Genomic DNA, 26,841 nt, shown 5'->3' with positions numbered 1-26,841 from the left:
CCATGTTTCGGAAAGGCGGCTTCGGCCGCCTTTTTTTGCCTCGCGGAATGGGTTTCGATTTTGCCGGGCCGCGTTCGGTGCGCAATCGAAACGGACCGTTCCGTAACGTTCTGAATGCATCGAATCCATTTTCGCGCGAAGCCGCATCAAGCCGGCTTGCAAGGCGCCTGCGGAAAGCTAAAGTCGGCGCCGGATTTCCTGCAAGCCTCGACAATGTCGAGGCCGTTCAAATGCACGGGGTGTACCATGATCAAATCGAAACTGCTGTTGGCCGGCCTGTTGGCTCTGGTACTTGCGCCCGTCGCCGCCCTGGCGCAGGCGCTGCCCGATCTGGGCGGCAAGAAGGTGGTGGTGGTGACGGAAAACGCCTATCCGCCGCTGCAGTTCATCGACGCCAAGACCGGCAAGCAAATCGGCTGGGAATATGACGCGATGAACGAGATCGCCAAGCGGCTGAATTTCCAGGTCGAATACCAGAACACCTCCTGGGACGCGATGATCCAGGCAGTTTCCGACAACCAGTACAACATCGGCATGACCGGCATCACCATCAAGGACGATCGCAAGCAGAAGGTCGATTTCTCCGACCCCTATATGCGCTCGGAACAGTTCATGCTGGTGCGCGGCGACGAGAAGCGCTTCACCGACGCCAAGACGCTCGGCGCCTTCAAGGACGGGCTGATCGGCGCGCAAGCCGGCACCACGCCGTTCTACACCGCTGTCTACAGCGTGCTCGACGGCAACGAGCAGAACCCGCGCATAAAACTGTTCGAGACGTTCGGCGCCACGGTGCAGGCGCTGAAGACCGGCGACGTCGATGTCGTGCTGACCGACGGCACTGCCGGCAAGGGCTATGTCGAGGCGTCCAATGGCGGGCTGAAGCTGATCGGCGGACCACTCGGCACCGAGGATTTCGGCTTTATTTTTCCGAAAGGCTCGGATCTGGTGAAACCGGTCAACGCAGCCATCGCCGCGCTGAAGGCCGACGGCACGCTCGACGCGCTCAATAAGAAATGGTTCCTTGATTACAAGATGGGCCAGTGAGCTCGTCTTGCTTGACGATTGCGCGCTAGAACGCTCACTGACTTTGCTCTACGAGACCCCCCTCTGTCCTGCCGGACATCTCCCCCTCAAGGGGGGAGATTGGATGCCGCTTCGGCCTTCGCCAATTTTCAAGCTTGCAGAATGGGCGGCGAAGTCAAAGCTGCCGATCTCCACCCTTGAGGGGGAGATGGCCGGCAGGCCAGAGGGGGGTGCCTCGGCGCGCCGTTGGTTCGTCGGCGCGCCCTGATGGCAACGCCCGCAGCTTCCACCGCCAAGTCCGACTTCCCCTGGTGGCTCGCCGCGGCCGCGGCGCTCGCCCTGGCAGCCGCTATCTTCATCGCCGCGAGCGACCTCTATGCCCAGGTTTTCGCGACCGTGGCCAAGGGCATCGGCATCACCGTGTTCGTCACAATGGTCGCCTTCGCGCTGGCCTCGGCAATCGGGCTCGCCATTGCGCTGATGGGGCTGTCGGGGTCGCGCTGGCTGCGTCAGATCGCGCGCTTTTATGTCGAGATCATTCGCGGCGTGCCAATGCTGGTGCTGTTGTTCTGGATCGCCTTCGCCGGCGCGCCGGCCTTCGTCGCGGGATGGAACGCGCTGACGGCGCCGCTGCAGAGCGCCGGCCTGTTCGGCGAGCTAATGATACGCGACGTATCGTTGCTATGGCGCGCCATCATGGCGCTGACCATCGGCTACTCGGCCTTCATCTCGGAGGTCTTCCGCGCCGGCATCGAGGCGGTCGAGAAGGGCCAGATCGAGGCCGCGAAGGCGCTGGGGCTGACGCGCACCCAGCGTTTTCGGCTGATCGTCTTTCCGCAGGCGATCCGCACCATCCTGCCGCCGCTCGGCAATGATTTCGTCGCCATGGTCAAGGATTCCTCGCTGGTCTCGGTGCTCGGCGTCGCCGACATCACCCAGATGGGCAAGATCTATGCCGCCGGCTCGTTCCGCTTCTTCGAGACCTATTCGATCGTCGCCTATATCTATCTCATCCTGACGGTCGGCCTGTCGCTGGCCCTGCGGGCGGTGGAGAAGCGGCTGCGCCGCCAAGATGAGCGATAGGCGGCAGGCGAGGACGGCGCTACCATGCGGCATATGTCCTGTGTCCGGAGAAAGCAGTGATCGTCGACAAAGCCAATGCGGCGCTGGATGCGGTCTATACGGCCGACACGCCGGAAGCGCTTGCCAAGGCCTACGCCGCCTGGGCTGCGACCTATGACAGCGAAACCGCCGCGCTCGGCTACCTCCTGCCGTTCCTGATCGCCGCCTGGGTGGCGCGCCATGTGCCGTCAGGCGAAGGGCCGCTGCTCGACGCCGGCTGCGGCACCGGCCTGTCGGGACCGTCGCTCAAGGCGCTGGGCTATGAGGACATCGCCGGGCTCGACCTGTCGGCTGAAATGCTGAAAATCGCCGGCAGCCGGCAGGCTTACAGCGAGCTGAAACAGGCGATGCTCGGCGATCCGCTGCCCTGGCCGGACGGGCATTTCCGCGCCTTCTTCTCGACCGGCGTGTTCACCATCAGCCATGCACCGGCCTCCGGCCTGCATGAACTGGTGCGCATCACCAGGAAGGGCGGCCACGCCATCTTCACCGTTCGCGACCAGGTTTTTGCGAGCGGCGGGTTTCAGGCGACGTTCGACGAACTGGAGCAGGCGAAAAAATGGCGGCCGGTCGAAGAAAGCCCGTGGTTCCGCTGCTATGCGATCGCCGAACCTGAGGCGCTGGTGAAGACATTTGTGTTCGAGGTGGTTTGAATACCGGTTTGCAGAACCCAGGTTCTGCGAACGCCGCCGCGATTGCCGAAAAGCCAAAACATTGGTATGAGCCACGCCATGGAACAGCTTTTTGGCGATCCGGCTTACAAGGGGTTCGTGCTGCAGGACAGAAAACGCCTGCCGTCGCGGTTCTCGGCGCGCGTTTCCGGCGCTCTGACCAGCCGACTTCGCTGAGATATCCGGGCTAGGCCGTGTTTGCCGGCTAGCCGGCGCTAGTCGCTTCCCATTTTCATATCGACGGATTTACGCACATGAGCGCACCGCGCACCATCTACGACAAGATATTCGACGACCATGTCGTCGACCGCCAGGACGACGGCACCTGCCTGCTCTATATCGACCGTCACCTCGTCCATGAAGTGACCAGCCCGCAAGCTTTCGAAGGCCTGCGCATGACTGGCAGAAAGGTCCGCCATCCGGAAAAGACGCTGGCCGTGGTCGATCACAATGTATCGACCTCGCCCGAGCGCAAGTTCGGCATCAAGAACGAGGAAAGCCGCATCCAGGTCGAGGCGCTGGCCAGGAACGCCAAGGATTTTGGCGTCGAATACTATTCCGAGAAGGATATCCGCCAGGGCATCGTCCACATCATCGGTCCGGAGCAGGGCTTTACGCTGCCTGGCATGACCATCGTCTGCGGCGACAGCCACACCTCGACGCATGGTGCTTTCGGCGCATTGGCGCACGGCATAGGCACGTCGGAAGTCGAGCATGTGCTGGCCACGCAGACACTGATCCAGCGCAAGGCCAAGAACATGCTGGTGCGCGTGGACGGCGTGCTGCCGGAAGGCGTCACCGCCAAGGACATTATTTTGGCGATCATCGGCGAGATCGGCACTGCCGGCGGCACCGGCTACGTCATCGAATATGCCGGCGAAGCGATCCGCGCGCTGTCCATGGAAGGCCGCATGACCATCTGCAACATGTCGATCGAGGGCGGTGCCCGGGCCGGCCTGATCGCGCCTGACGAGACAACCTTCGCCTATGTCAAGGACAAGCCGCGCGCGCCGAAGGGCGAGGCATGGGACGCCGCGCTCGCCTACTGGAAGACGCTGCAGTCCGACGAGGGCGCGCATTTCGACAAGGTGGTCGTGCTCGACGCGGCGAAACTGCCGCCGATCGTCTCCTGGGGCTCCTCGCCCGAGGACGTCGTCTCGGTCCAGGGCATCGTGCCGAACCCAGACGATATCACCGATGAGAACAAGCGTACGTCCAAGCAACGCGCGCTCGACTATATGGGCCTGACCCCAGGCACCAAGATCACCGATATCGCGCTCGACCGCGTCTTCATCGGCTCCTGCACCAACGGCCGCATCGAGGATCTGCGCGCTGTCGCCAAGGTGGTCGAGGGCAAGAAAGTCAGCCCTCACGTCGATGCGATGATCGTGCCGGGCTCCGGTCTGGTAAAGGAGCAGGCGGAGGCCGAAGGTCTCGACAAGATCTTTGTCGCCGCCGGCTTCGACTGGCGCGAGCCGGGCTGCTCGATGTGCCTTGCCATGAACGACGACCGGCTGAAGCCGCATGAGCGCTGCGCCTCGACCTCGAACCGCAATTTCGAGGGCCGCCAGGGTTTTAAGGGCCGCACCCATCTGGTGTCGCCGGCGATGGCGGCGGCGGCGGCGATTGCCGGCCATTTCGTCGACATCCGCGAGTGGAAATAACCCGCTGACGAGTTGCCAGAACCCGAACCGCGATGCGGTTCGGGTTCTCTTCACGCCGGGCGCCTGACGAATTCGTGGAATTGCTCACGGCGGCCGGGTTCATCCTTTGCCACCACGAGCGCCAGCTGCCGTTCGTCGAACAGCTTGAACCATTCGTCCCATTCGACCAGTTCGTAGCCGCCGGCGTTGGCCGGGCGTTCGGCCTGGTCCTGGTCCTGATAGGCATGCTGGCCGAAAACCAGCCTCAGCATGGCTTGCGTGCCTGTTTCGGGCGATACATCGACGATTGCCGGAAATCCGGCACGTGACGCGGCCCAAGAGCGAATTGCCTCGTGGTCGGTCAGCATGATCGTATCGGCCATGAAAGCGTCTCCATCGATTGCTGCTGGAAAACGCCGGTCGCGGTTTCAAGTTCCGTGCAGCGGCTTCATGGCAGCCTCACGCATATTCGACTTTGCTTAACCGCTTGTTGGGGCTTGCGCCCTAAGGTCTCTCTCACGGAAGCGTGGGGGTTCACGGTCCTTTGGACAACGGTCTGCTGACAGGGTTGCTCAACCCGACGATCGCGCTTGCGCTCGGCGCGGTGTTTCTCGTGCTGTGGTTTTATCAGCGTCACTGCGCCTATCTGGCGGTGCTCGCTGCCAGCTACTGGCTTTCGGCGGCCGGCTTCCTGCTGCAGTACTTCACCCTACCCATCGGCATGGCGCCGACCAAACTGCTCTCCGTCACCTGCTTCGCGATTGCCGCCAGTGGTCTCGCCGGCGCGATCGTGACACGCTATGGACGGCGCGTGCCCTTTGTTGCGATCGGCTTTCTGGCGAGCAGCGGCCTGGCCGCTTTTTGCTGGTTCATGTTCATCCAGCCTGATCTCACCTGGCGAATCCTGGCGATGAATTTCGCTTTCGGCGGGCTCAGCCTGGTTGTCGCCGCCGAACTGCGCGTGGTGCGCGACAGGGGCCCGACGGAAATGATGCTGTTCGTGCTGTCGCTGCTTTCCGGGCTGAATTTCGTCGCGCGCACCCTCGTTATCGTCATCGCGCATGGGCCCTACCAAAGCTATGACGGGTTCTATGCCTCGTCCTACTGGACGACGGCGTTGCTGTCGCATGCGCTGCTGTCGCTGCTCATCGCGCTTAGCCTGTTCTGCGCGGCTGCGCTCGACGTGATGAAAACGCTGAAGGCCGAGGCGTACACCGACCCGCTGTCGGGCCTGCTCAACCGGCGCGGCTTCGAGGAACGCGCCACGCATCTCCTGCGGCACTGCGCCACCGCCAAACTTCCGGTCGCGCTGGTGCTCGCCGACCTCGATCACTTCAAGGCAGTCAACGATCTGCACGGGCATGCGGCGGGTGATCGCGTGATCGCCGATTTCGCCGCCAAGCTTCGATCGGCTGCCGGCACCAGCTGCGTCGCCGGCCGCATCGGTGGCGAGGAGTTCGCCGTGCTTTTGCCACTGAGCGACCTTGGCGCGGCAAGGCTGTTTGCCGAAGCCATTCGCGCGGTCTATTCGGCAGGCAGCGTCGACGGGCTTCCGCTCGGCACAAGAGTAACGGCGAGCTTCGGCGTGGCGGCCCGCACCGGCGAGGAGGGGCTGGAGCCGCTGATGCGCCGCGCCGACGAGGCACTTTACAAGGCCAAACGGAACGGCCGCGACAGCGTGCGGCTATCCTATGAACGGTCGCCCCATGGACGGTCGGAAACGGCGCTGGTCGTGGAGCCGCTCAAAGCCGGCTGATCGTCCAAGTCTAGAGCATTTGCAGCCAAGGGAATCGCTTGGCGCCGCAGAAATCGCGCCAAACAAACAAACAGCGCGGGGTGCGCGGTTCAAATTCGAGCGCATTCCGTCCTACGCCCACGTTAACGTCTTTTTCGGCCGTTCGTGATTTGCTGTCGCAGGGAGTGTGAAAGACCACATGGGCGGCGGCGCAGAGTTCATCCTTGCTATCAACCTGCTCGTCGCCGGCCTGCTGGCGGCCGCCTTCATGACCATATCGTTCAACGACGTGGCGCGCGCGCCGGCGCGCTGGCTGGTCTTCGGTTATCTGCTCGGGATGGCCTATTTCGCCATCGAGTTCAGCATTCCGCTCTTCGACAATGCACGACCCGCAGTCGTCGCGGGCTTCGCCGTTTTCCTGGGCGCCACCATCGCCTTCAATGGCGGGCTTGCCCATAAATACGGCGTGGCGCCGCCTTGGCTGCCGATGCTCGTCTTCCTGTTTGCGGCCGCCGTGGCCGTGTATTTCGTGCAGGATCTGCCGCGCCAGTCGCTTGCCCGCATGATGGCCTACCAGCTTCCCTATGCCGCCATGCAGTTCGTCGGCGTCGGCATCGTCTGGTCGTCAAGGCAAAGACGCGACTGGCTCGATCATGCGCTGATGGCCGTCCTGGCGGCCAGCGCCCTGCAATTCGTGAGCAAGCCGTTCATCGCCCATGCCATGGGCGGCTGGGGAGCCAATCCGCAGGCCTATCTGCAGAGCAACTACGCTCTGGTGTCGCAATCGCTTGGCACGGTGTTTGCCATGACAATCGCGCTTCTCATCCTGATCATTCTGGTCCGCGACGTGCTCGCCGAAGCGACGTCGAAGTCGGAGACGGACACGCTGTCGAGGCTGCTCAACCGTGGCGGCTTCGAGCGTCATGCCGAGCTTGCGATGCGTGACGCCGTGCGCAGGGGTATTCCGGTCGCGCTGGTCATCGCCGACCTCGACCATTTCAAGAGCATCAACGACAGTTTCGGCCATGCATCCGGCGACAGGGTCATCGAGGCCTTTGCCGGCTTCCTGCGTGATGCGGCCGCCGAGCATCACGTCGCCGGCCGCATCGGTGGTGAGGAATTCGCCATCATCCTGCCGGGAACCAACCTCGCCGCCGCGCGGCTCTTCGCCGAAGGCACGCGCAGCGCTTTCGGGGCGTTGCCGATCGACTGTCTGCCGGCGAACCATCGTTGCACCGCCAGCTTCGGCGTTGCCGAGCTCCACCCGACTGAGAATTTTTCCGACCTGCTGCGGCGCGCCGACGAAGCGCTCTATCAAGCGAAGGGCAGCGGACGCAATTGCGTGCGGATCTCGATAGGATCAATCGCCGCCCGGCAGCCGGCTGTCGCCAATGCCGGGCCGAAGATCAGCGGCAGGGGCTAAGCTCCGGCATCTCGCCGTCGGAAAGACCGTACATATAGCTGCGGCCCTTGACGAAAACCGGCGGCCTGTAGCAGTCGCGGCTGCTGACATCGTCCGGTTCGTCTTGATAGACGATCTTGGGCCGGCCGGCGCCGACGTAATCCGACATTTCCTTGGCCAATTCGCCCTCGCCAACGAGGATGCGCTTGTAGCCGGCGGCGCTCTCGATGACGAGATTGCCGAACGAATCGGCATAGACGCGGTCGCGCGTCCCGGCGCGTGCCGGCGCTGCGAAGCCGATGGCCACCGCCACCAGGACGATGGCCATCGAGAGGGGCGCCCGAAGGCGCGATCTGGCTGAATTCGAATGCATGGCGTCCCCATTTGTCAGAGGCCGAGTCTTGCTCGAATCATAATTAACCTTTTATTAACGATTGTTAAGAGGCCAGCCCTGCTGGCCGCCAGGTCTCGGCAAACATGGTTAATATCCGCGGCCATCTTTCGGCCATGCTTGCCGCCACCATCGCAGCCGGCGCCGAGCGCGACATCGGTGATCTTGGCAAGGCATCGCGGCTGGATTGACGCGCAGGGAGGCAGCATATGGCGTTAGGCCGGACGTTTCGGGTGACGCTGGCCCTTTGTCCATTGCTGACCACAATTGCCTGCGTGTCTCAGACCAATGCGCCGAAGGCCGGAAATCCGCTCGCCGATTCACCGCAGCCGCGCACCGCGACCTATACTTGCGCCGACGGCGCCAGGATCACCATCGAAAATCTCGGCACTTCGGTGCGGGTGCTTGGCCCGGACGGCGCCAGCGAGGACCTGCCGGCCTCGCCAGCCAATCAAAACAGCCGCTTTGGCGCGGCGCATGACGCAATCGTGATCGACGGGCGCGACGCGCTGGTGATGAAGGGCGGGAGGACGCCGCTGACCTGCAAGCGCTAGGGGCATGCCGATATTCAGGTGAGGCCGGTCTGCAAACAGGGGTTTCCTGCGCTTCCGGTACTCATGTACCCAAAGGTACGCTCCGTTCCGGTTCTCGGAACCACTGTTTTCGCCACGGCCTGACCTGAATCTCAACATGCTCCAAGCCGTAAGATCGAAACCACATACCGCACCGCAGCGAACCTTGCGCCGGCTTTGGGTCGCGCCCTAATCGATTGAACCCAAACACCGCCTTTTGTCAGACTAAATTACGTTTTCGAAACGATTTTCCGGCTTTGACGCGGTGCAAAAAGAGCATTAGAAACCGGGCTGTCCAAAGTCGCAACCGGAAGCGGTAATGCCGCATTTCCACCTGGGGCTCCAGAGACGCCGAACTGGGGGAGCCATGAGCAAATCACCAGCCACCCGCGAATTTGCCAGACGTGAACGGCCGCTTTCGCCGCATCTGACCGTCTATCGACCGCCGATCACGATGACGATGTCGATCATCCATCGCATCACCGGCGGGGCGCTCTATTTCGGCACGCTGCTGGTCGCGCTGTGGCTGATGGCGGCGGCGAGCTCGCAATCCACCTTCGATGCCGTCAACTGGGCCTTCGGCTCGTGGCTGGGGCGGCTGGTGCTGTTGTTCTATACCTGGGCGCTGATGCACCACATGCTGGGCGGCGTGCGCCATCTGATCTGGGACACCGGGGCCGGTCTTGAAAAGGACACCGCCTCCAGGGTCGCCTGGGCGACGCTGGCCGGCTCGGTCGTACTGACGCTGCTGATCTGGATCGCCGGTTACATGGCGCGGGGAGCCTGATCGTGAGCCACCACAACAACGACATGCGCACGCCGCTGGCCAAGGTCCGCGGCCTCGGCTCCGCCCGCGAGGGCACGGAGCATTTCTGGCGCCAGCGCCTGACGGCGATTGCCAACATTCCGCTGATCCTGTTCTTCGTCGGCTTTCTGATCGCGCTGAACGGCGCCGGCTATGCGCAAGTGCGCGCCGCACTTGCCAACCCGTTCGTGGCGCTGGTCCTGGCCCTGGTGCTGTTGTCCGGGCTCTACCATATGCGGCTCGGCATGCAGGCGATCATCGAGGATTATGTGCATGGCGAGGGCATGAGGCTGGCGCTGCTCGCCCTCAACACATTCTTTCCCGTAGTGGTCGGCGTCGCCTCGATCTTCGCCCTGCTCAAACTGGCATTTGGAGGCTGATATTTTGGCCAAGGACGCGAACAACGCCAACACGGCGTCCGCCTACAGCTATGTCGACCACAAATTCGACGTGGTTGTGGTCGGCGCCGGCGGCGCCGGCCTGCGCGCCACGCTCGGCATGGCCGAACAGGGTCTGCGCACCGCCTGCATCACCAAGGTTTTCCCGACGCGGTCGCACACTGTCGCCGCTCAGGGCGGCATCGCCGCCTCGCTGTCCAACATGGGCCCCGATTCCTGGCAGTGGCACATGTACGACACCGTGAAAGGATCGGACTGGCTCGGCGACGTCGACGCCATGGAATATCTGGTGCGCGAAGCACCCGCCGCCGTCTACGAGCTCGAGCATTACGGCGTGCCGTTCTCGCGCACCGAAGAGGGCAAGATCTACCAGCGGCCGTTCGGCGGCCATATGATGAATTTCGGCGACGGCCCGCCGGTGCAGCGCACCTGTGCGGCCGCGGACCGCACCGGCCACGCCATCCTGCACACGCTCTACGGCCAGTCGCTGAAGAACAACGCGCAGTTCTTCATCGAGTATTTCGCGCTCGACCTGATCATGGAGCCGGACGGCACCTGCACCGGCGTCGTCGCCTGGAACCTCGACGACGGCACCATCCACCGTTTTTCGGCAAAAACGGTGGTGCTGGCGACCGGCGGCTATGGCCGTGCTTATTTCTCGGCGACCTCGGCGCACACCTGCACCGGCGATGGCGGCGGCATGGCGGCGCGGGCCGGGTTGCCGCTGCAGGACATGGAATTCGTGCAGTTCCACCCGACCGGCATCTACGGCGCCGGCTGCCTGATCACCGAGGGCGCGCGCGGCGAAGGCGGCTATCTCGTCAACTCAGAGGGCGAGCGCTTCATGGAGCGCTATGCGCCGTCGGCCAAGGACCTTGCCTCGCGTGACGTGGTCTCGCGCTGCATGACGCTGGAGATTCGTGAGGGACGCGGCGTCGGCAAGAACAAGGACCATATTTTCCTCCACCTCGACCACCTCGATCCGGCCGTTTTGCACGAGCGACTTCCGGGTATTTCGGAGTCGGCAAAGATCTTTGCCGGCGTCGACCTGACCAAGGAGCCGATCCCGGTGCTGCCGACGGTCCACTACAATATGGGCGGCGTGCCGACCAACTACTGGGGCGAGGTGCTCAACCCCACCGCCTTGAACCCGGACCAGGTGTCGCCCGGGCTGATGGCGGTCGGCGAAGCCGGCTGCGCCTCCGTCCACGGCGCCAACCGGCTGGGCTCCAACTCGCTGATCGATCTGGTGGTGTTCGGCCGCGCGGCGGCGATCCGGGCCGGCCAGGTGATCGACCGCAACGCGGCGATCCCGTCGCCCAACGAAGCCTCGGTCGACAGGATCATGGACCGCTTCGACCGGCTGCGCCACGCCAACGGCTCGACGCCGACGGCGGTTTTGCGCGAAAAGATGCAGAAGGCGATGCAGGACGATGCGGCGGTGTTCCGCACCCAGGAATCACTGCAAAGCGGCTGCAAGCGCATTTCGCAGATCTGGGGCGAACTCAAGGACGTAAAAGTGTTCGACCGCTCGATGATCTGGAACTCCGACCTGGTCGAGACGCTGGAACTGGAAAACCTGATGGCCAACGCCATCACCACGGTCTACGCCGCCGAGGCGCGCAAGGAGAGCCGTGGCGCACATGCGCGAGAAGATTTTTCGGCGCGCGACGATGCGAACTGGCGCAAGCACACGCTGTCCCGGCTCAGCGAGGCCGGCGAGGTGTCGCTCAGCTATCGGCCGGTGCACACCGAGCCGCTGCTCAGGGAAGCAGACGGCGGCATCAACCTGGCCAAGATCGCGCCCAAGGCCAGGGTGTATTGATGATGGCCGCCGTAAACGGGACTCGGTCCGGGCTGAAACTCGTCATCCGAAAGGACCTGAGATAATGGTCGAACTCACCCTTCCGAAAAACTCGAAGATCAAGGCGGGAAAAACCTGGCCGAAGCCGGAGGGTGCGACCAATCTGCGGGAGTACCGCATCTACCGCTGGTCGCCGGACGATGACGAGAACCCGCGCATGGACACTTATTTCGTCGACATGGACGATTGCGGGCCGATGGTGCTCGACGCGCTGCTCTGGATCAAGAACAAGATCGACCCGACGCTGACGCTGCGCCGCTCCTGCCGCGAGGGCATTTGCGGCTCCTGCGCCATGAATATCGACGGTTCCAACACGCTTGCCTGCACCAAGGGCTGCGACGACATTTCCGGTGCGATCAAGGTCTATCCGCTGCCGCATATGCCGGTGGTCAAGGACCTGGTGCCAGACCTCACCAATTTCTACGCCCAGCACGCCTCGATCGAGCCGTGGCTGAAGACGGTGTCGCCCGAACCGGCCAAGGAATGGCTGCAGAGCCATGAGGACCGCGAAAAGCTCGACGGGCTCTATGAATGCATCTTGTGCGCCTGCTGCTCGACCTCATGTCCGAGCTACTGGTGGAACGGCGACCGCTATCTCGGCCCGGCGACGCTGCTGCAGGCCTATCGCTGGCTGATCGATTCCCGGGACGAGGCCAAGGGCGAACGGCTCGACAATCTCGAAGACCCGTTCCGGCTCTATCGCTGCCACACCATCATGAACTGCGCCCAGACCTGTCCCAAGGGGCTGAACCCGGCCAAGGCGATCGCCGAGATCAAGAAGATGATGGTGGAGAGAAGGGTTTAGCTTCGGACGGGTTGCTGCAGGGATCATCTCGTCGGTAGTGATCCTTCGCGCCGGCGCTGTCCTGCCGACTTCAAAGGATAGCCGACCCATGACCGATACCGAACTCCCCATCCTCTCTCCCGTCGAAGCGCGCGTGCTCGGTTGCCTGATCGAAAAGAAGGAACTGACGCCCGACATCTACCCGCTGACGCTCAATGCGGCACTTGCCGCCGCCAACCAGAAGACGGCGCGCGAGCCGGTGATGTCGGTCGAGCTTGTCGAGGTGAGACGAGCGCTTGGCCAACTCGAGCACAAGGGGCTGGTCAGGCAGGTCTTTGCCTCGCGTGTCGAGCGCTACGAGCATGTCGTCGCGCAGCGCTTTTCGCTGACCTCGGCGCAGATTGCGCTGCTTGGGCTGCTGTTGCTGCGCGGTCCGCAAACCGCCTATGAATTGCTGGCGCGAAGCGAGCGCATGGCGCGGTTGCCCTCCATCGACGAACTTCGCAGCAACCTCGACCTGTTGATCGGCCGCAAGCCGCCGCTCGTTCAGCAGATCGATCGTGGTCCCGGCCAGCGTGAGGACCGCTATGTGCATCTCCTGGGCGGGCCGGTGCAGCTGTCGGCTGCCGCGGCCCCCTTGCAAGCGCCTTCGCCGGCCTCGGATCTCGAAGCGCGCGTGCAGGCGCTCGAGGAGGAGGTTGCGCAGCTGCGCGCACGCATCGACGCGCTGACCGGCGACGGACGCTGATGACCTTTTGAGGTGTTGGAGGGACGTGAAGGATCGCTTACGTCCCACAAATGAAAACGCCGGCCCTGGAGCCGGCGTTTATCACCTCATGCCATCTGCTCAGCCGAGCTTGGCGTCGAGCGAAACCTTTATGGCGCCGAGCGCCTTCGAGACCGGGCATTCGGCCTTGGCCTTCTCGGCCAGCTCCTGGAATTTCGCCGCATCGATGCCCGGCACCTTGCCGACCACCGTGAGCGCGCTGCCTGTGATCCCCGTGCCAGGGATCAGCGTCACCACCGCCTTGGCGTCGAGTTCGGTGGCGGGGGTGCCGTTCTCGGCCAGGAAGTGAGAGAACTGCATGGCGTAGCAGCCGGCATGCGCCGCTGCGATCAGTTCCTCCGGATTGGTGCCGGCCTTGCCGCTTTCGTCCTCGAACCGCGCCTTGAACGAGTAGGGCGTGGCTTTCAGGGCCGCGCTCTGCGTGTCGAGCGTGCCGTTGCCCTCTTTCAGATTGCCTTTCCAGACGGCGTTTGCGGTGCGGTCCATGAAGTCCTCCTTGATTGTGGTGGCTGAGCCGTGATCGGCGTCTGGTCGACTATAGCGCGCGCGGGCACGAAGGCCACCCGTGCTTTCGCGCCAATGGCGACGCGTAAAAAAAAATCCGCGTGCAAAAAATGTCGACTTCCATCTGCCTCGGCCGTCCTGCGGGCGGCCACGGGTTTCGTGGCCGAATGGAGGACACCATGAATAGTCTGTTTTCTGCTCACTGGAGTGACACCGGCCGAAAGGCGGCTGAACAGGAACCTGACCGGTTGGATCGGCAACCTTCCGGTTTCGGTCGACTGCTTGCTGCGGTCGCCATGATAGGGGTTGCGGTATCCCTTCTCGATCATGCGGCGGTCAAAAGCCCGGCTGGGACCTTGATCGCCAACAGTTCGTCCCAACAAGGAAGATGAGAGATGAAATATGTTTGCCTGGTTTATGGTGAGGAAAAAGACCTTTACGCAATGAGCCCGGAGAGGCTGGCCAGGCTCGACGCCGACTCGCTGGCCTATGACAAATCGGTGGAGCAAAGCGGCCGGCTGATCGTCGCGCAGGCGCTGCAGTCGGTAAAAACCTCGAAAACCGTGCGCCGGCGCAAGGGCAAGCGGCTGATCACCGATGGTCCCTTCGCCGAGACCAAGGAGCAATTGCTCGGCTTCGTCATGATCGAGGCGGGGGATATCGACGAGGCGCTGGAGATTGCCGGCGGGATTCCGCTGGCCGAAATCGGCACCATCGAGGTCAGGGCGATCTACAACGTGCCGGGATCCTGAACATTATTCCGGTTGCGCCCGGCGGAATCGATTTCTTCGGCGGGCGCAACTTTTGCGTGTTGAAGCGAGACAGCACTTCTCCTATCGTCGCTGCGGTTGGGGGATTTCGGGCATGCATATACTGATTGCTGCAATTGGGCTGTTGGGAGTGGCGGCGTTCTGGTGGTATCGGATGAAGGCCATGAACGATGCGGCGCGCGAGGTCGCGGACGTCGTCGGGCGTGTGCAAGGCAACATTCGGCGCAAGAGGTTGCGCAAGCAGGCGGCGCTCTCACCGCTGACGGCGATCGACGATCCGGTCGTGGCGGCCGCGACGCTGATCACCGCCATCATTGCCGAGAACGGCCCTGTCCTGCCGCAGCGCGAAGCCGTGGTTCGGTCGGTGATTTCGGAGATTGCAGACGACGAGAAGACCGATGAGGCCGTGGTCTACGCCAAATGGGCGGCGTCCCAGATCGACGATGCCACGATCGTCATCGACAAACTGGCGCCGTTCCTGCGCGAACGTCTCGATGTGACTGAGCGAAACGATTTGCTGCAGATGGTTAACCGCGCGGCGCAGGCTGGTGAGCAACCCCTAAAAATATCCGACCAGAGAATACTGCGGCTGCGCCAGAAGCTCGGCTTCGAGGTCAACTAAGGGTGTGCTGATATTCAGGTGATGCCGGCCCGTCAGTCGGGTTCAGATCGCCTCGCCCTTGAGCAGTTTCGGCGTGTCGCCGGACAGACCGGACGCTTGGCGGATGAAGAAATCCTTCAGCCGCGGCATGCGTTCGACGAGACCGAGGCCGATGTCGCGGACGGCGCGCAACGGGCCGATGTCGTTGGAAAACAGACGGTTCAGGACATCGGTGGTGATGCCCATCTGCAGCGTGTCGAAGCGCCGCCACTGCTGGTAGCGTTCGAGCACGTCGAGCGCACCGACATCCTGGCCGAGCCGGTCGGCCTCGACCACCACTTCGGCCAATGCCGCGACATCCTTGAAACCGAGATTGAGGCCCTGGCCGGCGATCGGGTGGATGCCGTGGGCGGCGTCGCCGGCGAGCGCAATGCGCGGCGCGACAAAATCGCGGGCGATGGTCAGGCCGAGCGGCCAGGCGCGCGGCCTGTCGGCGACGCGAATTTCGCCGAGCTTCAGGCCAAACCGCTGTTCCAGCTCGTGCTCGAAGACGAGGTCGTCGCCGTCGACCAGTTTTTCGGCGTCTTCCGACCGCTCGACCCAGACGATCGACGAGCGGTGGGTGCCGTCCTTGTCCGACTTGAGCGGCAGCGTGGCGAACGGGCCGGCTGGCAGAAAATGCTCTTCGGCGCGGCCATTGTGCGGCCGTTCATGCGCGACGGTGCAGACGATGCCGGACTGGCCGTAGTCCCATTTCACCGTCTTGATGCCGGCCATGTCGCGCAGCTTCGAGTTGACGCCGTCGGCGGCGATCAGCAGCCGCGCCTTCAGCGTCGCGCCGTCGGCAAGATGCACGGTGATGCCTGCACCGTTGACGTCGAAGGCACTGACGGCGACGCCTTCGATGATGTCGATGCCGAGTGTTTCAGCGCGCCGGCGCAAGGCGCCATTCAAATCCCGGTTGGCGACCATATGCGCAAACGCTTCGCCGGGCGCGACCTCGCCATCGAACGTGAGAAACACCGGGCGCAGCGGATCGGAGGTGCGCGAATCGGTGACGATCATCTCGGTGATCGCCTGCGCCTCGGGGGCGATTTCGGCCCAGACGCCGAGCTGGTCGAGCATGCGGCAAGCGGCAGCGGCAATCGCCGAGGCGCGGCCGTCCTTTTGCCAGATGCCGGCGGGCGCGGCGTCGACGACAGCGACGGCCAGGCTCGGTCGCGCCTGTTTCAGCGATACGGCGGCGGCAAGGCCGACATAGCCGGCGCCGGCGACCAGAATGTCGAGCGCGGTTCGGTTTTTTGCATCCGCCTTGTCGACCATGGCAAATTCCTTTCCGGCCAAATTCCTTTCCGGCCTTGACTGCCCGTCATTCCTGTCGGAAACGCCATAACACTTTTGCGGCTTCTGAAGCTCGCTTCGAGTGAAATATCGAAATTAAGGCGAACTTCGGAATCAAAACGACACGAGGGCGCGAAACATGACGGCGGCCATGGACGAGCTTCTCGGCATTCTCGACCTCGAGCAGCTGGAACACAACCTGTACCGTGGTCGCAGCCCCAAACTCGACTGGCAGCGTGTCTTCGGCGGCCAGACCATCGCCCAGGCGCTGGTCGCCGCCCAGCGAACGGTCGAGCCCGAACGCCACGTGCATTCGCTGCACGGCTATTTCATGCGGCCGGGCGACACCAAGGTGCCGATCATCTACCAGGTCGACCGCATCCGCGACGGCGGCTCCTTCACCACGCGCCGTGTCGTGGCTGTCCAGCACGGCCAGGCGATCTTTTCGCTGGAAGCCTCGTTCCAGCAGGACGAGGTCGGTCTCGAGCACCAGGTGCCGATGCCGCTGGACGTGCCGGCGCCCGACACATTGCTGTCGCAGCGCGAATTGATCGGCAAGTTCGGCGCGGCCGTGCCCGACGGCATCAGGCGCTACTGGGAGCGTGACCGGCCGATCGAGATGAAGCCGGTGATGCTGGAGCATTACACCAGCCGGGAGAAGCTGGAGCCGAAACAGAACATCTGGATCCGCACGACCGGCCCGGTTCCGGGCGATCGCGCCGCGCAGGCGGCCGTGCTTGCCTATCTTTCCGACATGACGCTGCTCGATACCTCCACCTTTGCGCATGGCCGCGCCATCTTCGATAGCGACATCCAGGCGGCGAGCCTCGATCACGCCATGTGGTTCCATCGCAGCCATGCGCTGGACGACTGGATGCTCTACACTCAGGACAGCCCGTCGACGCAAGGGTCGCGGGGGTTCACGCGCGGGTCGCTGTTTGCCCGCGACGGCACGTTGATCGCCTCGGTTGCCCAGGAAGGCCTGATCAGGCTGAAGCGGCCGCCCGCGGAATAGGCAATTTTGCAAAATTGCCTACTTTTTAATCAGCTGCGCTGCCGCGACTATGAACAGTCAGCCGACAAACCTTCCCCAAGTCGTTATTTAACAGCAGCTTAACACCCTGCTTCGGCAACTGGCACGGAGCTTGAATCCTAGCGGGCACTCTCCGGCTCTCATGGGGATCGGCGAAGTCGTGCAAACGCGGGGGACCCGCAACAGTAAAGGGTGAAACCTTATGAAAATCGTGATGGCAATCATCAAGCCGTTCAAGCTCGACGAGGTGCGCGAAGCGCTCACCGCAGTCGGCATCCAGGGCCTGACCGTCACCGAAGTCAAAGGCTACGGGCGTCAGAAGGGCCACACGGAAATCTATCGCGGGGCGGAATACGCGGTCAGCTTCCTGCCGAAGATCAAGATCGAAGTCGCGGTCGGCCTGGACATGGTCGACAAGGCCGTCGAAGCCATCACTGCGGCGGCCAAGACCGGTCAGATCGGCGACGGCAAGATCTTCGTTTTCGGCATCGACCAGGCGGTGCGCATTCGCACCGGCGAAACAGACACCGACGCGCTTTGAGCTGCGGAAACGTATTCCAATGGAGAGTTCAATGAATATTCCTTCTACTTTGAAGTCGGTGGCGCGCACCGCGCTGCTAGGCTCACTCGCTATCGCAGCGCTGGGCACGTTCGCCGCATTCGCGCAGGAAGCGGCGCCGGCCGCACCGGCCGCGCCAGCAGCGCCGGCCTTTACCGTCGACAAGGGCGACACGACGTGGATGATGATCTCCACCATCCTGGTGCTACTGATGACCATTCCCGGCCTTGCCCTTTTCTACGGCGGCCTGGTTCGCGCCAAGAATATGCTGTCGGTGCTGATGCAGGTCTTCACCATCACCAGCGTGGTCATGATCGTCTGGGTTTTCTACGGCTACAGCCTTGCCTTCACCCCCGGCAACGCCTTCGTCGGCGGCCTTTCCAAGATGTTTCTCGCCGGCGTCGACGTGACGACGGTGTCGGAAACTTTTACCAAGGGCGTCGCCATTCCTGAACTGGTGTTCGTCATCTTCCAGATGAGCTTCGCCTGCATCACGCCTGCCCTGATCGTCGGCGCCTTCGCCGAACGCGTCAAGTTTTCGGCCGTGATCCTTTTCACCATCCTGTGGGTCACATTCGTCTACTTCCCGATCGCGCATATGGTCTGGTTCTGGGGCGGCCCGAGCGCTTACAGCGACCCGTCGGGGCTCATCTTCAGCTTCGGCGCCATCGACTTTGCCGGCGGCACCGTCGTTCACATCAATGCGGGCATCGCCGGCCTCGTCGGCGCGCTGATGATCGGCAAGCGCATCGGCTACAACAAGGACGTCATGGCGCCGCATTCGATGACGCTGACCATGGTCGGCGCGTCGCTGCTGTGGGTCGGCTGGTTCGGCTTCAATGCCGGTTCGAACCTCGAAGCCAACGCCTATGCGGTGCTGGCCATGGTCAACACCTTCGTCGCCACAGCCGCGGCGGCAGTGACCTGGATCGTGCTCGAAACGCTGCTGCGCGGCAAAGCCTCCATGCTTGGCGCGGTTTCGGGCGCTGTTACCGGCCTTGTCGCCGTCACGCCCGCCGCCGGCTTTGGCGGACCGATGGGCGTCATCGTGCTCGGCATCGTCGCCAGCTGCGTCTGCTACTTCTTCGTCTCGGTCGTGAAGAACAAGTTCGGCTACGACGACAGCCTCGATGTCTTCGGCATCCACTGCGTCGGCGGCATCATCGGCGCGCTCGGCACCGGCATCCTGGTCAATCCCGCCCTCGGCGGCGCCGGCATCGTCGATTATTCGACGGCCGACTTCGCCGCCGGCTATGCCGGCACGGCGACCCAGTTGTGGTCGCAGTTCAAGGGTGTCCTGGTAACCGTCCTGTGGTCGGGCATCGGCAGCGCCATCCTCTACAAGATCGTCGATATGATCGTAGGCTTGCGCCCGACAGCCGATGCAGAGCGCGAAGGGCTCGACCTCACCGCGCATGGCGAAGCGGCCTATCACCCGTAAGCCAGGCCACCTGTGGGTCTTGTCTGGGGCGGCCTCGGTCGCCCAACACCTTCCCTCCCGTCGTGACGCTCCCGAAAAGGGCTCACGCATTGAGGCCCGGACCGGTTCCGGGCCTCTTTTTCGTGGGATGCACGCCGGTGGCAGTCCAGGCTCGGTCACAATCGCTTGATCGGGCGCCTGATCGATCTTGGGCGATGAAACATCGGCCGGCCAGCGTGCCCGCCATTTGTGTGACCGGTTTCCACTCGGGGAGCGCCGGCACGCACCCATGGTTAATGCGGCCTTAACCTTCCCGCCGATAGTCTGGCATCCGAATCTGCCGGAGTACGTCATGCGTCCGGCCAGTCCATGACAGACGGGGAACGACGAATGCGTTCAGGGGCTTCAGCACCGCTTGCGCTGGCCGATACGGGGCACGGCATCCAGGCGTTCGCGCGGCGTCAGGTCGGCCGGCTGCTCGGCGCCGGCCTGTTTGCGCTGGTCGCCTTCGGCGTCGCCAGCCTCGCCACCTGGAACGTCGCCGACCCAAGCTTCTCCCATGCCACCGACAACATCGTCACCAACGCCATGGGCTATGTGGGCGCTGTCTTCTCCGACCTGGCCATGCAGTTCTTCGGCCTTGCTGCGGTCGCGGCGCTGGTGCCGGCGGTGGTGTGGGGATTTCTGCTGTTTTCGGCGCGCGGCGTCGACAGGCTGCCGAAGCGCGGGCTCGCCTGGTTCGGCTACGCGGTGCTTGCCGCGGCCATGGCCGGTTGCGTGGTGCCGCCCAAGACCTGGCCGCTGCCGACCGGTCTCGGCGGCGTGTTCGGCGACATGGTGCTCAAGATCCCAGGCTTCGTCGTCGGCGGCTATCCGACCGGTCTCATCGCCAGCGTGCTCGCCGTGCTCCTGGCCGCGCCGGCGCTGTGGCTGTTTGCCTACGGCTCGGCGCTGATTGCACGCAAGAACGGTTTCGCCGTCCTGGAGCAACCGGCCGCAGCCGATCCGAGGGACCAGGACGACTTGCTTTTCGACAATGACGAGGATGAGGGCGACGAGGGCATTCTGGCGCTAGGCGCGATCACGCATTGGTGGCTATCGTTGCGAGCCTATCTCCGCCGCCGCGCCGCGCGCCGCCGCGAGCGCGACGATTTCGAACCGGAGATGGAGCGCGCCAGCGCCTGGCGGCGCGCTGCCGAACGGGTCGAATCGGCCGAATTCGCCGAGTCGCGGATGAGTGCCGATGGCCGGGCCCGCGTCGAGCCGGAATTCTTCGCCGCCATGGTCAACGACCGTAGCGCCTCGCTCGACGACGCCGATGTTTTCGACGATGACGATGACATGGATTTTGCGCCGGAGCCTGCGCGCAGCGCTGCGCTCAATGCGAAGGTGCAACCGTTCCGCTCCGATGCAGCCACCCGCGTCGCGGCGCCGGCGCCGCGGCCGGTTCCGGGCGCGCGTGTCCAGCGCGAAGCGCAGTCCTCGCTGATCGGCTCCGAACAATTCGAAATGCCGTCGCTGCATTTCCTGTCCGAGCCGAAGAACGTCGTGCGCGACGCCAGCCTGTCCAAGGACGCGCTCGAGCAGAATGCCCGCCTGCTCGAGGGCGTGCTGGAGGATTTCGGCGTCAAGGGCGAGATCATCCATGTCCGCCCCGGCCCGGTCGTCACGCTTTACGAGTTGGAACCGGCGCCCGGCATCAAATCGTCGCGGGTCATCGGCCTGTCTGACGACATCGCCCGCTCGATGAGCGCGATCGCCTGCCGCGTCGCCGTGGTGCCCGGCCGCAACGCCATCGGCATCGAACTGCCGAACGCCAAGCGCGAGACCGTCTATCTCAGGGAAATCATGGCCAGCCGCGATTTCGAGACCACCAAGGCCAAGTTGGCGCTGGCGCTCGGCAAGACCATCAACGGCGAGGCGGTCATCGTCGACATCGCCAAGATGCCGCACGTGCTGGTCGCCGGCACCACCGGCTCGGGCAAGTCGGTCGCCATCAACACCATGATCCTGTCACTGCTCTATCGACTGACGCCGCAGGACTGCCGGCTGATCATGATCGACCCGAAAATGCTGGAGCTCTCGGTCTATGACGGCATCCCGCATCTTTTGACGCCCGTCGTCACCGATCCGAAGAAGGCGGTGGTGGCGCTGAAATGGACCGTGCGCGAAATGGAGGACCGCTACCGCAAAATGTCGAAGGTCGGCGTCCGCAACATCGACGGTTTCAACGCGCGGGTGCAGCAGGCCGAGAAGAAGGGCGAAAAAATCTCGCGCACCGTGCAGACCGGCTTCGACCGGCAGACCGGCGAAGCGGTCTATGAGACGGAAAACCTCGATCTCGAGCCAATGCCTTACATCGTCGTCATCATCGACGAGATGGCCGATCTGATGATGGTCGCCGGCAAGGACATCGAAGGCGCGGTGCAGCGCCTGGCGCAGATGGCGCGCGCTGCCGGCATCCACGTCATCATGGCGACGCAGCGGCCGTCGGTCGACGTCATCACCGGCACGATCAAGGCCAACTTCCCGACCCGCATCTCCTTCCAGGTGACGTCGAAGATCGACAGCCGCACCATTCTGGGCGAGCAGGGCGCCGAACAGCTGCTCGGCATGGGCGACATGCTCTACATGGCCGGTGGCGGCCGCATCCAACGCGTGCACGGTCCCTTCGTTTCCGATGACGAGGTCGAGAAGATTGTCGCGCATCTGAAGCTGCAGGGCGTGCCGGAATATCTCGATGCCATAACCGAGGATGATGACGAGGACGACGACGAGCCGTCGGGCAAGGGTGGCTCGGGCGGTGGCGGCGGCAATTTCGAGGATTCCGACGATCCCTACGACCAGGCGGTTGCGGTGGTGCTGCGTGACGGCAAGGCCTCGACCAGCTACATCCAGCGCCGGCTCGGCATCGGCTACAACCGCGCCGCCTCGATCATCGAGAAGATGGAGAAGGAAGGCATTGTCGGCCCGGCCAACCATGCCGGAAAACGCGAAATTCTGGTGCCGACGGAGGACGACAAGTTCTGATCCGCTCGCCAAGCCGACGGGATTTTCGCGGCTGCAACCTGACGGCAGCAACTTTGAACCTTCTGGCGCGTTTGCAACGACCAAGCGCTGTTCGGCCGCCAAACTTAAGCCCAACTGGGGGGCCAAACACTGCGACAACAGATGAACCAGACGAGAGTAACCGGCATGAAAAACTCTTCTTTCGCCACGATCAGCGATTTTGCCCCGACCCGCCGCCAACTGCTTGGCCTCGGGCTGGTCCTGGCCGGCGCCGCGGCCATCAATGTCGTGCCCGGGGTCCAGTTGCTGGCGTCGGCGCAAGCGGCGGTGCCAGCCACCGCGCAGAAGATCGCCGACCATTTTTCCTCGGTCAAATCGATGGCCGGCGAATTCGTGCAGTTCGGACCCAAGGGCGAGCAGACCGGCGGCAAGTTCTTTCTGGAACGGCCGGGCAAGATACGCTTCAACTATGATGGGACGTCGAATTTCCGGGTGATTTCCGACGGCAAGTCGGTGGTCATCCTCAACAAGCGGCTGAAAACGTCCGATCTCTACCCATTGTCGAAAACGCCGCTCAAGCTGCTGCTCGACACCAGGATCGACCTCTCCGGCGGCCGCGTCAAAAGCGTCAAGGAAGAGAACGACGTCACCACCATCCAACTCGCCGACAAATCGGTGTTCGGCAGTTCGAAGATCACCATGATGTTCGATCCGAAAACCTACGAATTGCGCCAATGGACGATCACCGACGCGCAAGGCAAGGACACGACGGTGATGATCTTCAACGTCAGGGAAGGCGTAAGCTTCGCCCCCGACACCTTTGCCATCGACTACACGGCCAACCGCGAACTGAACACCAAGTCGCGGTAGGATCCGCTGTTATTCAGGTGAGGCCGGCCTGCGAATGGCGGTTTCCTGCGCTTCCGGTGCTCACGTACCTTAAGTACGCTCCGCTCCGGTTCTCGGAACCCACCATTCTCGACTCGGCCTGACCTGAATCTCAGCGAATCCTGGTGCCAGCCCGGGCCGCGCTTCGGGTGCGGCCGGCTTGTTTTTGCGGTGCGCGGCTGGCAGTAGTTTCCGGGATTGACTTTCCGTCGGAGCCATCTGGCGGACCTTGCGCTGTCCCGGAATCCCAAACATGCCCTTTTCGATCGCGACCTGGAACATCAATTCCGTCCGCCTGCGCATGCCGCTCGTCGAACGCCTGCTTGTCGAACAGGCACCGGACGTGCTCTGCCTGCAGGAAACCAAAGTTCCGGACGAACTGTTTCCTGAGAAGGCGTTTCGCAAGCTCGGCTATCAGCACATCGCCTTCCACGGCCAGAAGGGCTATCACGGCGTGGCGACGGTGGCGCGCCGGCCGATCGCGATTGTCGAAAAGCGCCGCTTCTGCGAGATCGAGGACTGCCGGCATCTGTCGGTCACCGTGCGAGCCGGCGGCAAGGCGATCCTGCTGCACAATTTCTACGTTCCGGCCGGCGGCGACGAGCCCGACCCCGTTATCAACCGCAAGTTCAAGCACAAGCTGGATTTCGTCGCCGAAATGAACGCCATCCGCGCCGAGCACGACGAAGTGTCCGGCTCGATCCTGGTCGGTGACCTCAACATCGCGCCGCTCGAGCACGATGTCTGGTCGCATAAGCAGCTCCTGAAAGTGGTCAGCCATACGCCGGTCGAGACGGAAAATTTCGAGGCGATGCGGCTCGCCGGCGACTGGGTCGACCTGATGCGGCTCAACGTGCCTTACGAGCAGAAGCTCTACACCTGGTGGAGCTATCGCGCGCAGGATTGGCAAGCGTCGGATCGCGGCCGGCGGCTCGACCATGTCTGGTCGTCGCCGAACCTGGTGCCGAGCTTTGCCGGCTACGAGATCCTGCGGCCGGCGCGCGGCTGGCAACGGCCGTCGGACCATGTGCCGGTCATAGCGCGGTTCGACCTGGATTAGGTGTATCGATATTCAGATGAGGCCGGCCTGCGAATGACGGTTTCCTGCGCTTCCGGTGCTCACGTACCCAAAGTACGCTCCGCTCCGGTTCTCGGATCCCATCATTCTCGGCTCGGCCTGATCTGAATCTCGGCACACCTCAGCCCTTGCCGCCCTGATCCGACTGGCTTTCACGGTCTGTCTGAGAGCGAGTTGAAAGCATCCGGGTTCAGTCGTCGAAACGCGGCGCCAGCTTCTCGATGCGGCGGATCATTGCCAGAAAATCCTCGGAGATGCGCTGGTGCAGGTGGACCGCGATATCGGGATATTCCTCCAGGATGCGGTGGAACATCTTGCGGCTGAGCCGCAGCACTTCCGAATCGATCTCGGCAGATGCGCTGGTCAGCCGGTTGGTGTCGGCGATCAGCGCCAGTTCGCTCAGCATCGTACCGGGGCCGGCCGTGCCTATCGGGACGCGGGTGCCATCCTGCTCGCGATACAGCACGATGCGCCCGCTGACCACGATATAGGCGCAATCGGCCTCGTCGTCCTCGCGGTAGAGCTTGTGGTCGGCCTGCAGCCTGGTGGTTTCCGCGCCAAAGGCGAGCAGACGCAGCTGTTCCTCCGTGAAGCTCTCGAAGAGCCTCACGGCGGACAGGATGCGGATGTCGTCATCCAACGCCATCTAGCTGTGTCCCCGAACGGCCAGTCCCATCCCTCCATTGGAGCGCCGAGCGTTCCTTTGGACGCGGCAAAGGACGCTCTAAACGCTTTGAAATCGACGCACCGGGCTTTCCAAAAAACGAATCCGGTTTTTGGGCCGTTGCGTCAGCGAGCTCGATCCAGAACCACCTCCAGTCTCAGGATCGTACCCGAAAGCGGCGCCTCCCCTAACCGCTGATTGAATGATTAAATATTTAAGGAACCAGCTTGTAGCCACCACTTTCTGTCACAAGAATTTCTGCGTTAGAAGGATCGCGCTCGATCTTCTGGCGCAGCCGATAGACATGGGTTTCCAGCGTGTGCGTGGTGACGCCGGAATTGTAGCCCCACACTTCCTCGAGCAGCACATCGCGCGTCACCACCTTCTGGTCGGCGCGATAGAGATACTTGATGATCGAGGCTTCCTTTTCGGTTAGCCGCACCTTGGCCCCGCGCTGGTCGATCAGAAGCTTCTGGCTAGGCTTGAACGTGTAGGGGCCAACCGAAAAGGTGGCGTCTTCGCTCTGCTCATGCTGGCGAAGCTGGGCACGGATGCGGGCCAGGAGAACCGCGAAGCGGAACGGCTTGACCACATAGTCGTTGGCGCCGGCTTCGAGGCCGAGAATCGTGTCGGAATCGGTGTCGTGTCCCGTCAGCATGATGATAGGCGACTTGTAGCCGCCCTTGCGCAGTATCTTCACCGCCTCTCGGCCATCCATGTCGGGGAGGCCGACATCCATGATGAGCAGATCGATGATGCCGCCGCGGGCCGTGGCGATGCCTTTGGCGGCCGTTGATTCCTGCAGGACGTCGAATTCTTCATAGAGAGACAATTGCTCGACGAGCGTGCCGCGCAGGTCGTCATCGTCATCGACGATCAGAATGGTGCGTGAAGTCATGGATCAATCCGTTGTTTTGAAAAGAAAATTCAGTTGACCGCTGCCTGTTTATGCGGAAGCTGACCGGCACAACAGCCGATCACAATGATTTGTTCCGTGGCACGATCATACAAGAAAAAACGCGCGTGCAATGAGGCGAGCGCATTTTTGCGAAAAGGGCTTCGTGTTCTCACCGTGCGCGCCAGGCCCGGCCACCCCAGCCAGGGACTTCTGCAGGCTGGCAAACTGGTGTTTTCCTGTGCGCTGGGGCGCGGCGGCATATCGGCCGGCAAGCGCGAAGGCGATGGCGCCACGCCGCTTGGGTCGATGCGGATACTGTCGGGATATTTCCGCAACGATCATTTTCCCGGCGGCCGCAAAACCCGGCTGGCGATGGCGCCGATCGGTCGCGATCTCGGCTGGTGCGAAGTGCCTGAGGACCGCAACTACAACCGTCCGGTCAAGATCCCCTATGGCGCCAGCCACGAGCGGATGCTGCGCGCCGACCGCCTTTATGACGCCTGCCTGGTGCTCGACTGGAACATTGCGCCGCGTCGCCGCGGACGCGGCAGCGCCATCTTCTTTCATCTGGCCCGCCCCGACTTCACACCGACGCAAGGCTGCGTCGCGGTGACAGCACGCACGATGGCCCGGCTGTTGCCGCTGCTGTCGGACCGCACGGTGATGAGGGTGGTGAGGTAGGGCAATAGGGGAATAGGGGAGTAGGGGAGTAGGGCAGTAGGCAGTAGGCAGTAGGCAGTAGGCAGTAGGCAGTAGGCAGTAGGCAGTAGGCAGTAGGCAGTAGGCAGGAGAAAGTGTCAGTAGGATTGCGCAGGCGCGCCGCTTCCTTTTCGTTTTCCTACTCCCCTACTCCCCTACTCCCCTACCTGCCTCTTATAA

At 63.0% G+C, this 26,841-nt stretch carries 28 protein-coding genes; 22 read left to right on the top strand and 6 right to left on the bottom strand.

What is annotated here, in order from left to right:
- Positions 1-246 precede the first annotated feature (246 nt).
- The 4 genes from AC0L2R_RS29915 (at position 247) to leuC (ending at position 4,480) form a co-directional block, all read left to right on the top strand.
- The gene (locus AC0L2R_RS29915) at positions 247-1,044 is read left to right on the top strand and encodes a transporter substrate-binding domain-containing protein (RefSeq protein WP_023800590.1); all 798 of its coding nucleotides are present in this window, start codon (positions 247-249) and stop codon (positions 1,042-1,044) included.
- 246 nt (positions 1,045-1,290) lie between these two features.
- On the top strand, positions 1,291-2,106 hold the full coding sequence (locus tag AC0L2R_RS29910; RefSeq protein WP_473513166.1) for an amino acid ABC transporter permease: 816 nt from the start codon (positions 1,291-1,293) through the stop codon (positions 2,104-2,106).
- A 56-nt stretch (positions 2,107-2,162) separates the two neighbouring features.
- On the top strand, positions 2,163-2,798 hold the full coding sequence (locus tag AC0L2R_RS29905; protein WP_473492600.1) for a class I SAM-dependent DNA methyltransferase: 636 nt from the start codon (positions 2,163-2,165) through the stop codon (positions 2,796-2,798).
- Positions 2,799-3,070: 272 nt separating this feature from the next.
- A complete protein-coding gene (leuC, locus tag AC0L2R_RS29900; protein WP_473513164.1) occupies positions 3,071-4,480 on the top strand; it encodes a 3-isopropylmalate dehydratase large subunit in 1,410 nt (469 codons plus the stop codon).
- Positions 4,481-4,530: 50 nt separating this feature from the next.
- Here leuC and AC0L2R_RS29895 read toward each other — a convergent pair whose 3' ends face one another.
- Complete coding sequence (locus tag AC0L2R_RS29895; protein WP_023800585.1) at positions 4,531-4,842, bottom strand: hypothetical protein; 312 nt, start codon at positions 4,840-4,842, stop codon at positions 4,531-4,533.
- A 161-nt stretch (positions 4,843-5,003) separates the two neighbouring features.
- Here AC0L2R_RS29895 and AC0L2R_RS29890 point away from each other — a divergent pair, with 161 nt between their 5' ends.
- Together AC0L2R_RS29890 and AC0L2R_RS29885 are read left to right on the top strand one after the other, a co-directional pair.
- Positions 5,004-6,215: a GGDEF domain-containing protein gene (locus AC0L2R_RS29890; protein ID WP_473513162.1), complete on the top strand. Its 1,212-nt coding sequence runs from the start codon at positions 5,004-5,006 to the stop codon at positions 6,213-6,215.
- A 178-nt stretch (positions 6,216-6,393) separates the two neighbouring features.
- A complete protein-coding gene (locus AC0L2R_RS29885; protein WP_473513161.1) occupies positions 6,394-7,617 on the top strand; it encodes a GGDEF domain-containing protein in 1,224 nt (407 codons plus the stop codon).
- Here AC0L2R_RS29885 and AC0L2R_RS29880 read toward each other — a convergent pair.
- Positions 7,601-7,969 (bottom strand): hypothetical protein, encoded by a 369-nt coding sequence (locus AC0L2R_RS29880; protein WP_473513159.1) that lies wholly within the window; start codon positions 7,967-7,969, stop codon positions 7,601-7,603. The two genes, AC0L2R_RS29885 and AC0L2R_RS29880, sit on opposite strands and share 17 nt — an antisense overlap.
- 227 nt (positions 7,970-8,196) lie before the next feature.
- Here AC0L2R_RS29880 and AC0L2R_RS29875 point away from each other — a divergent pair, with 227 nt between their 5' ends.
- From AC0L2R_RS29875 to AC0L2R_RS29850, 6 genes are all read left to right on the top strand, one after another.
- Positions 8,197-8,541: a hypothetical protein gene (locus tag AC0L2R_RS29875; protein WP_023800582.1), complete on the top strand. Its 345-nt coding sequence runs from the start codon at positions 8,197-8,199 to the stop codon at positions 8,539-8,541.
- A 385-nt stretch (positions 8,542-8,926) separates the two neighbouring features.
- Complete coding sequence (sdhC, locus tag AC0L2R_RS29870; RefSeq protein ID WP_023800581.1) at positions 8,927-9,346, top strand: succinate dehydrogenase, cytochrome b556 subunit; 420 nt, start codon at positions 8,927-8,929, stop codon at positions 9,344-9,346.
- Between the two features lie 23 nt (positions 9,347-9,369).
- A complete protein-coding gene (gene sdhD, locus AC0L2R_RS29865) occupies positions 9,370-9,744 on the top strand; it encodes a succinate dehydrogenase, hydrophobic membrane anchor protein (protein WP_268929907.1) in 375 nt (124 codons plus the stop codon).
- Positions 9,745-9,748: 4 nt separating this feature from the next.
- Complete coding sequence (sdhA, locus tag AC0L2R_RS29860) at positions 9,749-11,587, top strand: succinate dehydrogenase flavoprotein subunit (RefSeq protein ID WP_473513158.1); 1,839 nt, start codon at positions 9,749-9,751, stop codon at positions 11,585-11,587.
- Positions 11,588-11,651: 64 nt separating this feature from the next.
- Positions 11,652-12,431 (top strand): succinate dehydrogenase iron-sulfur subunit, encoded by a 780-nt coding sequence (locus AC0L2R_RS29855; protein WP_473513156.1) that lies wholly within the window; start codon positions 11,652-11,654, stop codon positions 12,429-12,431.
- 88 nt (positions 12,432-12,519) lie between these two features.
- Entirely contained in the window at positions 12,520-13,158 is a 639-nt protein-coding gene (locus tag AC0L2R_RS29850; RefSeq protein ID WP_027153735.1) for a YceH family protein, read from the top strand.
- Between the two features lie 99 nt (positions 13,159-13,257).
- On the opposite strand, the gene AC0L2R_RS29845 is transcribed toward AC0L2R_RS29850, so the two are convergent.
- Positions 13,258-13,683 carry an OsmC family protein gene (locus AC0L2R_RS29845; protein WP_091592234.1) on the bottom strand — a complete coding sequence of 142 codons (426 nt, stop codon included), beginning with the start codon at positions 13,681-13,683 and terminating at the stop codon, positions 13,258-13,260.
- Positions 13,684-13,880: 197 nt separating this feature from the next.
- Here AC0L2R_RS29845 and AC0L2R_RS29840 point away from each other — a divergent pair, with 197 nt between their 5' ends.
- The 3 genes from AC0L2R_RS29840 to AC0L2R_RS29830 all read left to right on the top strand — a co-directional run bounded on the left by AC0L2R_RS29840 (position 13,881) and on the right by AC0L2R_RS29830 (position 15,093).
- Positions 13,881-14,093, top strand: coding sequence for a hypothetical protein (locus AC0L2R_RS29840; RefSeq protein ID WP_473513154.1), 213 nt, complete (start codon positions 13,881-13,883; stop codon positions 14,091-14,093).
- 3 nt (positions 14,094-14,096) lie between these two features.
- Complete coding sequence (locus AC0L2R_RS29835) at positions 14,097-14,453, top strand: YciI family protein (RefSeq protein ID WP_473513153.1); 357 nt, start codon at positions 14,097-14,099, stop codon at positions 14,451-14,453.
- A 112-nt stretch (positions 14,454-14,565) separates the two neighbouring features.
- On the top strand, positions 14,566-15,093 hold the full coding sequence (locus tag AC0L2R_RS29830) for a hypothetical protein (RefSeq protein ID WP_473513151.1): 528 nt from the start codon (positions 14,566-14,568) through the stop codon (positions 15,091-15,093).
- Positions 15,094-15,135: 42 nt separating this feature from the next.
- Here the strand turns inward: AC0L2R_RS29830 and AC0L2R_RS29825 are convergent, their stop codons facing one another.
- Complete coding sequence (locus tag AC0L2R_RS29825) at positions 15,136-16,395, bottom strand: ubiquinone biosynthesis hydroxylase (RefSeq protein ID WP_473513150.1); 1,260 nt, start codon at positions 16,393-16,395, stop codon at positions 15,136-15,138.
- A 157-nt stretch (positions 16,396-16,552) separates the two neighbouring features.
- Between AC0L2R_RS29825 and tesB the strand changes: the two genes are divergently transcribed.
- From tesB to AC0L2R_RS29795, 6 genes are all read left to right on the top strand, one after another.
- The gene (gene tesB / locus AC0L2R_RS29820) at positions 16,553-17,428 is read left to right on the top strand and encodes an acyl-CoA thioesterase II (RefSeq protein WP_091592239.1); all 876 of its coding nucleotides are present in this window, start codon (positions 16,553-16,555) and stop codon (positions 17,426-17,428) included.
- 220 nt (positions 17,429-17,648) lie between these two features.
- Positions 17,649-17,987 carry a P-II family nitrogen regulator gene (locus AC0L2R_RS29815; protein ID WP_023800571.1) on the top strand — a complete coding sequence of 113 codons (339 nt, stop codon included), beginning with the start codon at positions 17,649-17,651 and terminating at the stop codon, positions 17,985-17,987.
- Between the two features lie 31 nt (positions 17,988-18,018).
- A complete protein-coding gene (locus AC0L2R_RS29810) occupies positions 18,019-19,446 on the top strand; it encodes an ammonium transporter (RefSeq protein ID WP_287056968.1) in 1,428 nt (475 codons plus the stop codon).
- Between the two features lie 369 nt (positions 19,447-19,815).
- Positions 19,816-22,455: an FtsK/SpoIIIE family DNA translocase gene (locus AC0L2R_RS29805; protein ID WP_473513147.1), complete on the top strand. Its 2,640-nt coding sequence runs from the start codon at positions 19,816-19,818 to the stop codon at positions 22,453-22,455.
- 165 nt (positions 22,456-22,620) lie between these two features.
- Positions 22,621-23,304: an outer-membrane lipoprotein carrier protein LolA gene (locus AC0L2R_RS29800; protein WP_027155917.1), complete on the top strand. Its 684-nt coding sequence runs from the start codon at positions 22,621-22,623 to the stop codon at positions 23,302-23,304.
- A gap of 271 nt (positions 23,305-23,575) precedes the next feature.
- On the top strand, positions 23,576-24,382 hold the full coding sequence (locus tag AC0L2R_RS29795; RefSeq protein WP_027155918.1) for an exodeoxyribonuclease III: 807 nt from the start codon (positions 23,576-23,578) through the stop codon (positions 24,380-24,382).
- A 208-nt stretch (positions 24,383-24,590) separates the two neighbouring features.
- Here the strand turns inward: AC0L2R_RS29795 and AC0L2R_RS29790 are convergent, their stop codons facing one another.
- Together AC0L2R_RS29790 and AC0L2R_RS29785 are read right to left on the bottom strand one after the other, a co-directional pair.
- On the bottom strand, positions 24,591-25,046 hold the full coding sequence (locus AC0L2R_RS29790; protein WP_287056962.1) for a cyclic nucleotide-binding domain-containing protein: 456 nt from the start codon (positions 25,044-25,046) through the stop codon (positions 24,591-24,593).
- A gap of 232 nt (positions 25,047-25,278) precedes the next feature.
- Positions 25,279-25,962: a response regulator transcription factor gene (locus AC0L2R_RS29785; protein ID WP_027155919.1), complete on the bottom strand. Its 684-nt coding sequence runs from the start codon at positions 25,960-25,962 to the stop codon at positions 25,279-25,281.
- 84 nt (positions 25,963-26,046) lie between these two features.
- Between AC0L2R_RS29785 and AC0L2R_RS29780 the strand changes: the two genes are divergently transcribed.
- Positions 26,047-26,643, top strand: a complete 597-nt coding sequence (locus AC0L2R_RS29780) for a L,D-transpeptidase family protein (RefSeq protein WP_027155920.1) — start codon at positions 26,047-26,049, stop codon at positions 26,641-26,643.
- Positions 26,644-26,841 lie beyond the last annotated feature (198 nt).

This window comes from Mesorhizobium sp. WSM4820, from assembly GCF_055811075.1.
Note: the sequence above shows the minus strand (reverse complement) of the source record. Positions and strands in the feature narration are given on the sequence as shown.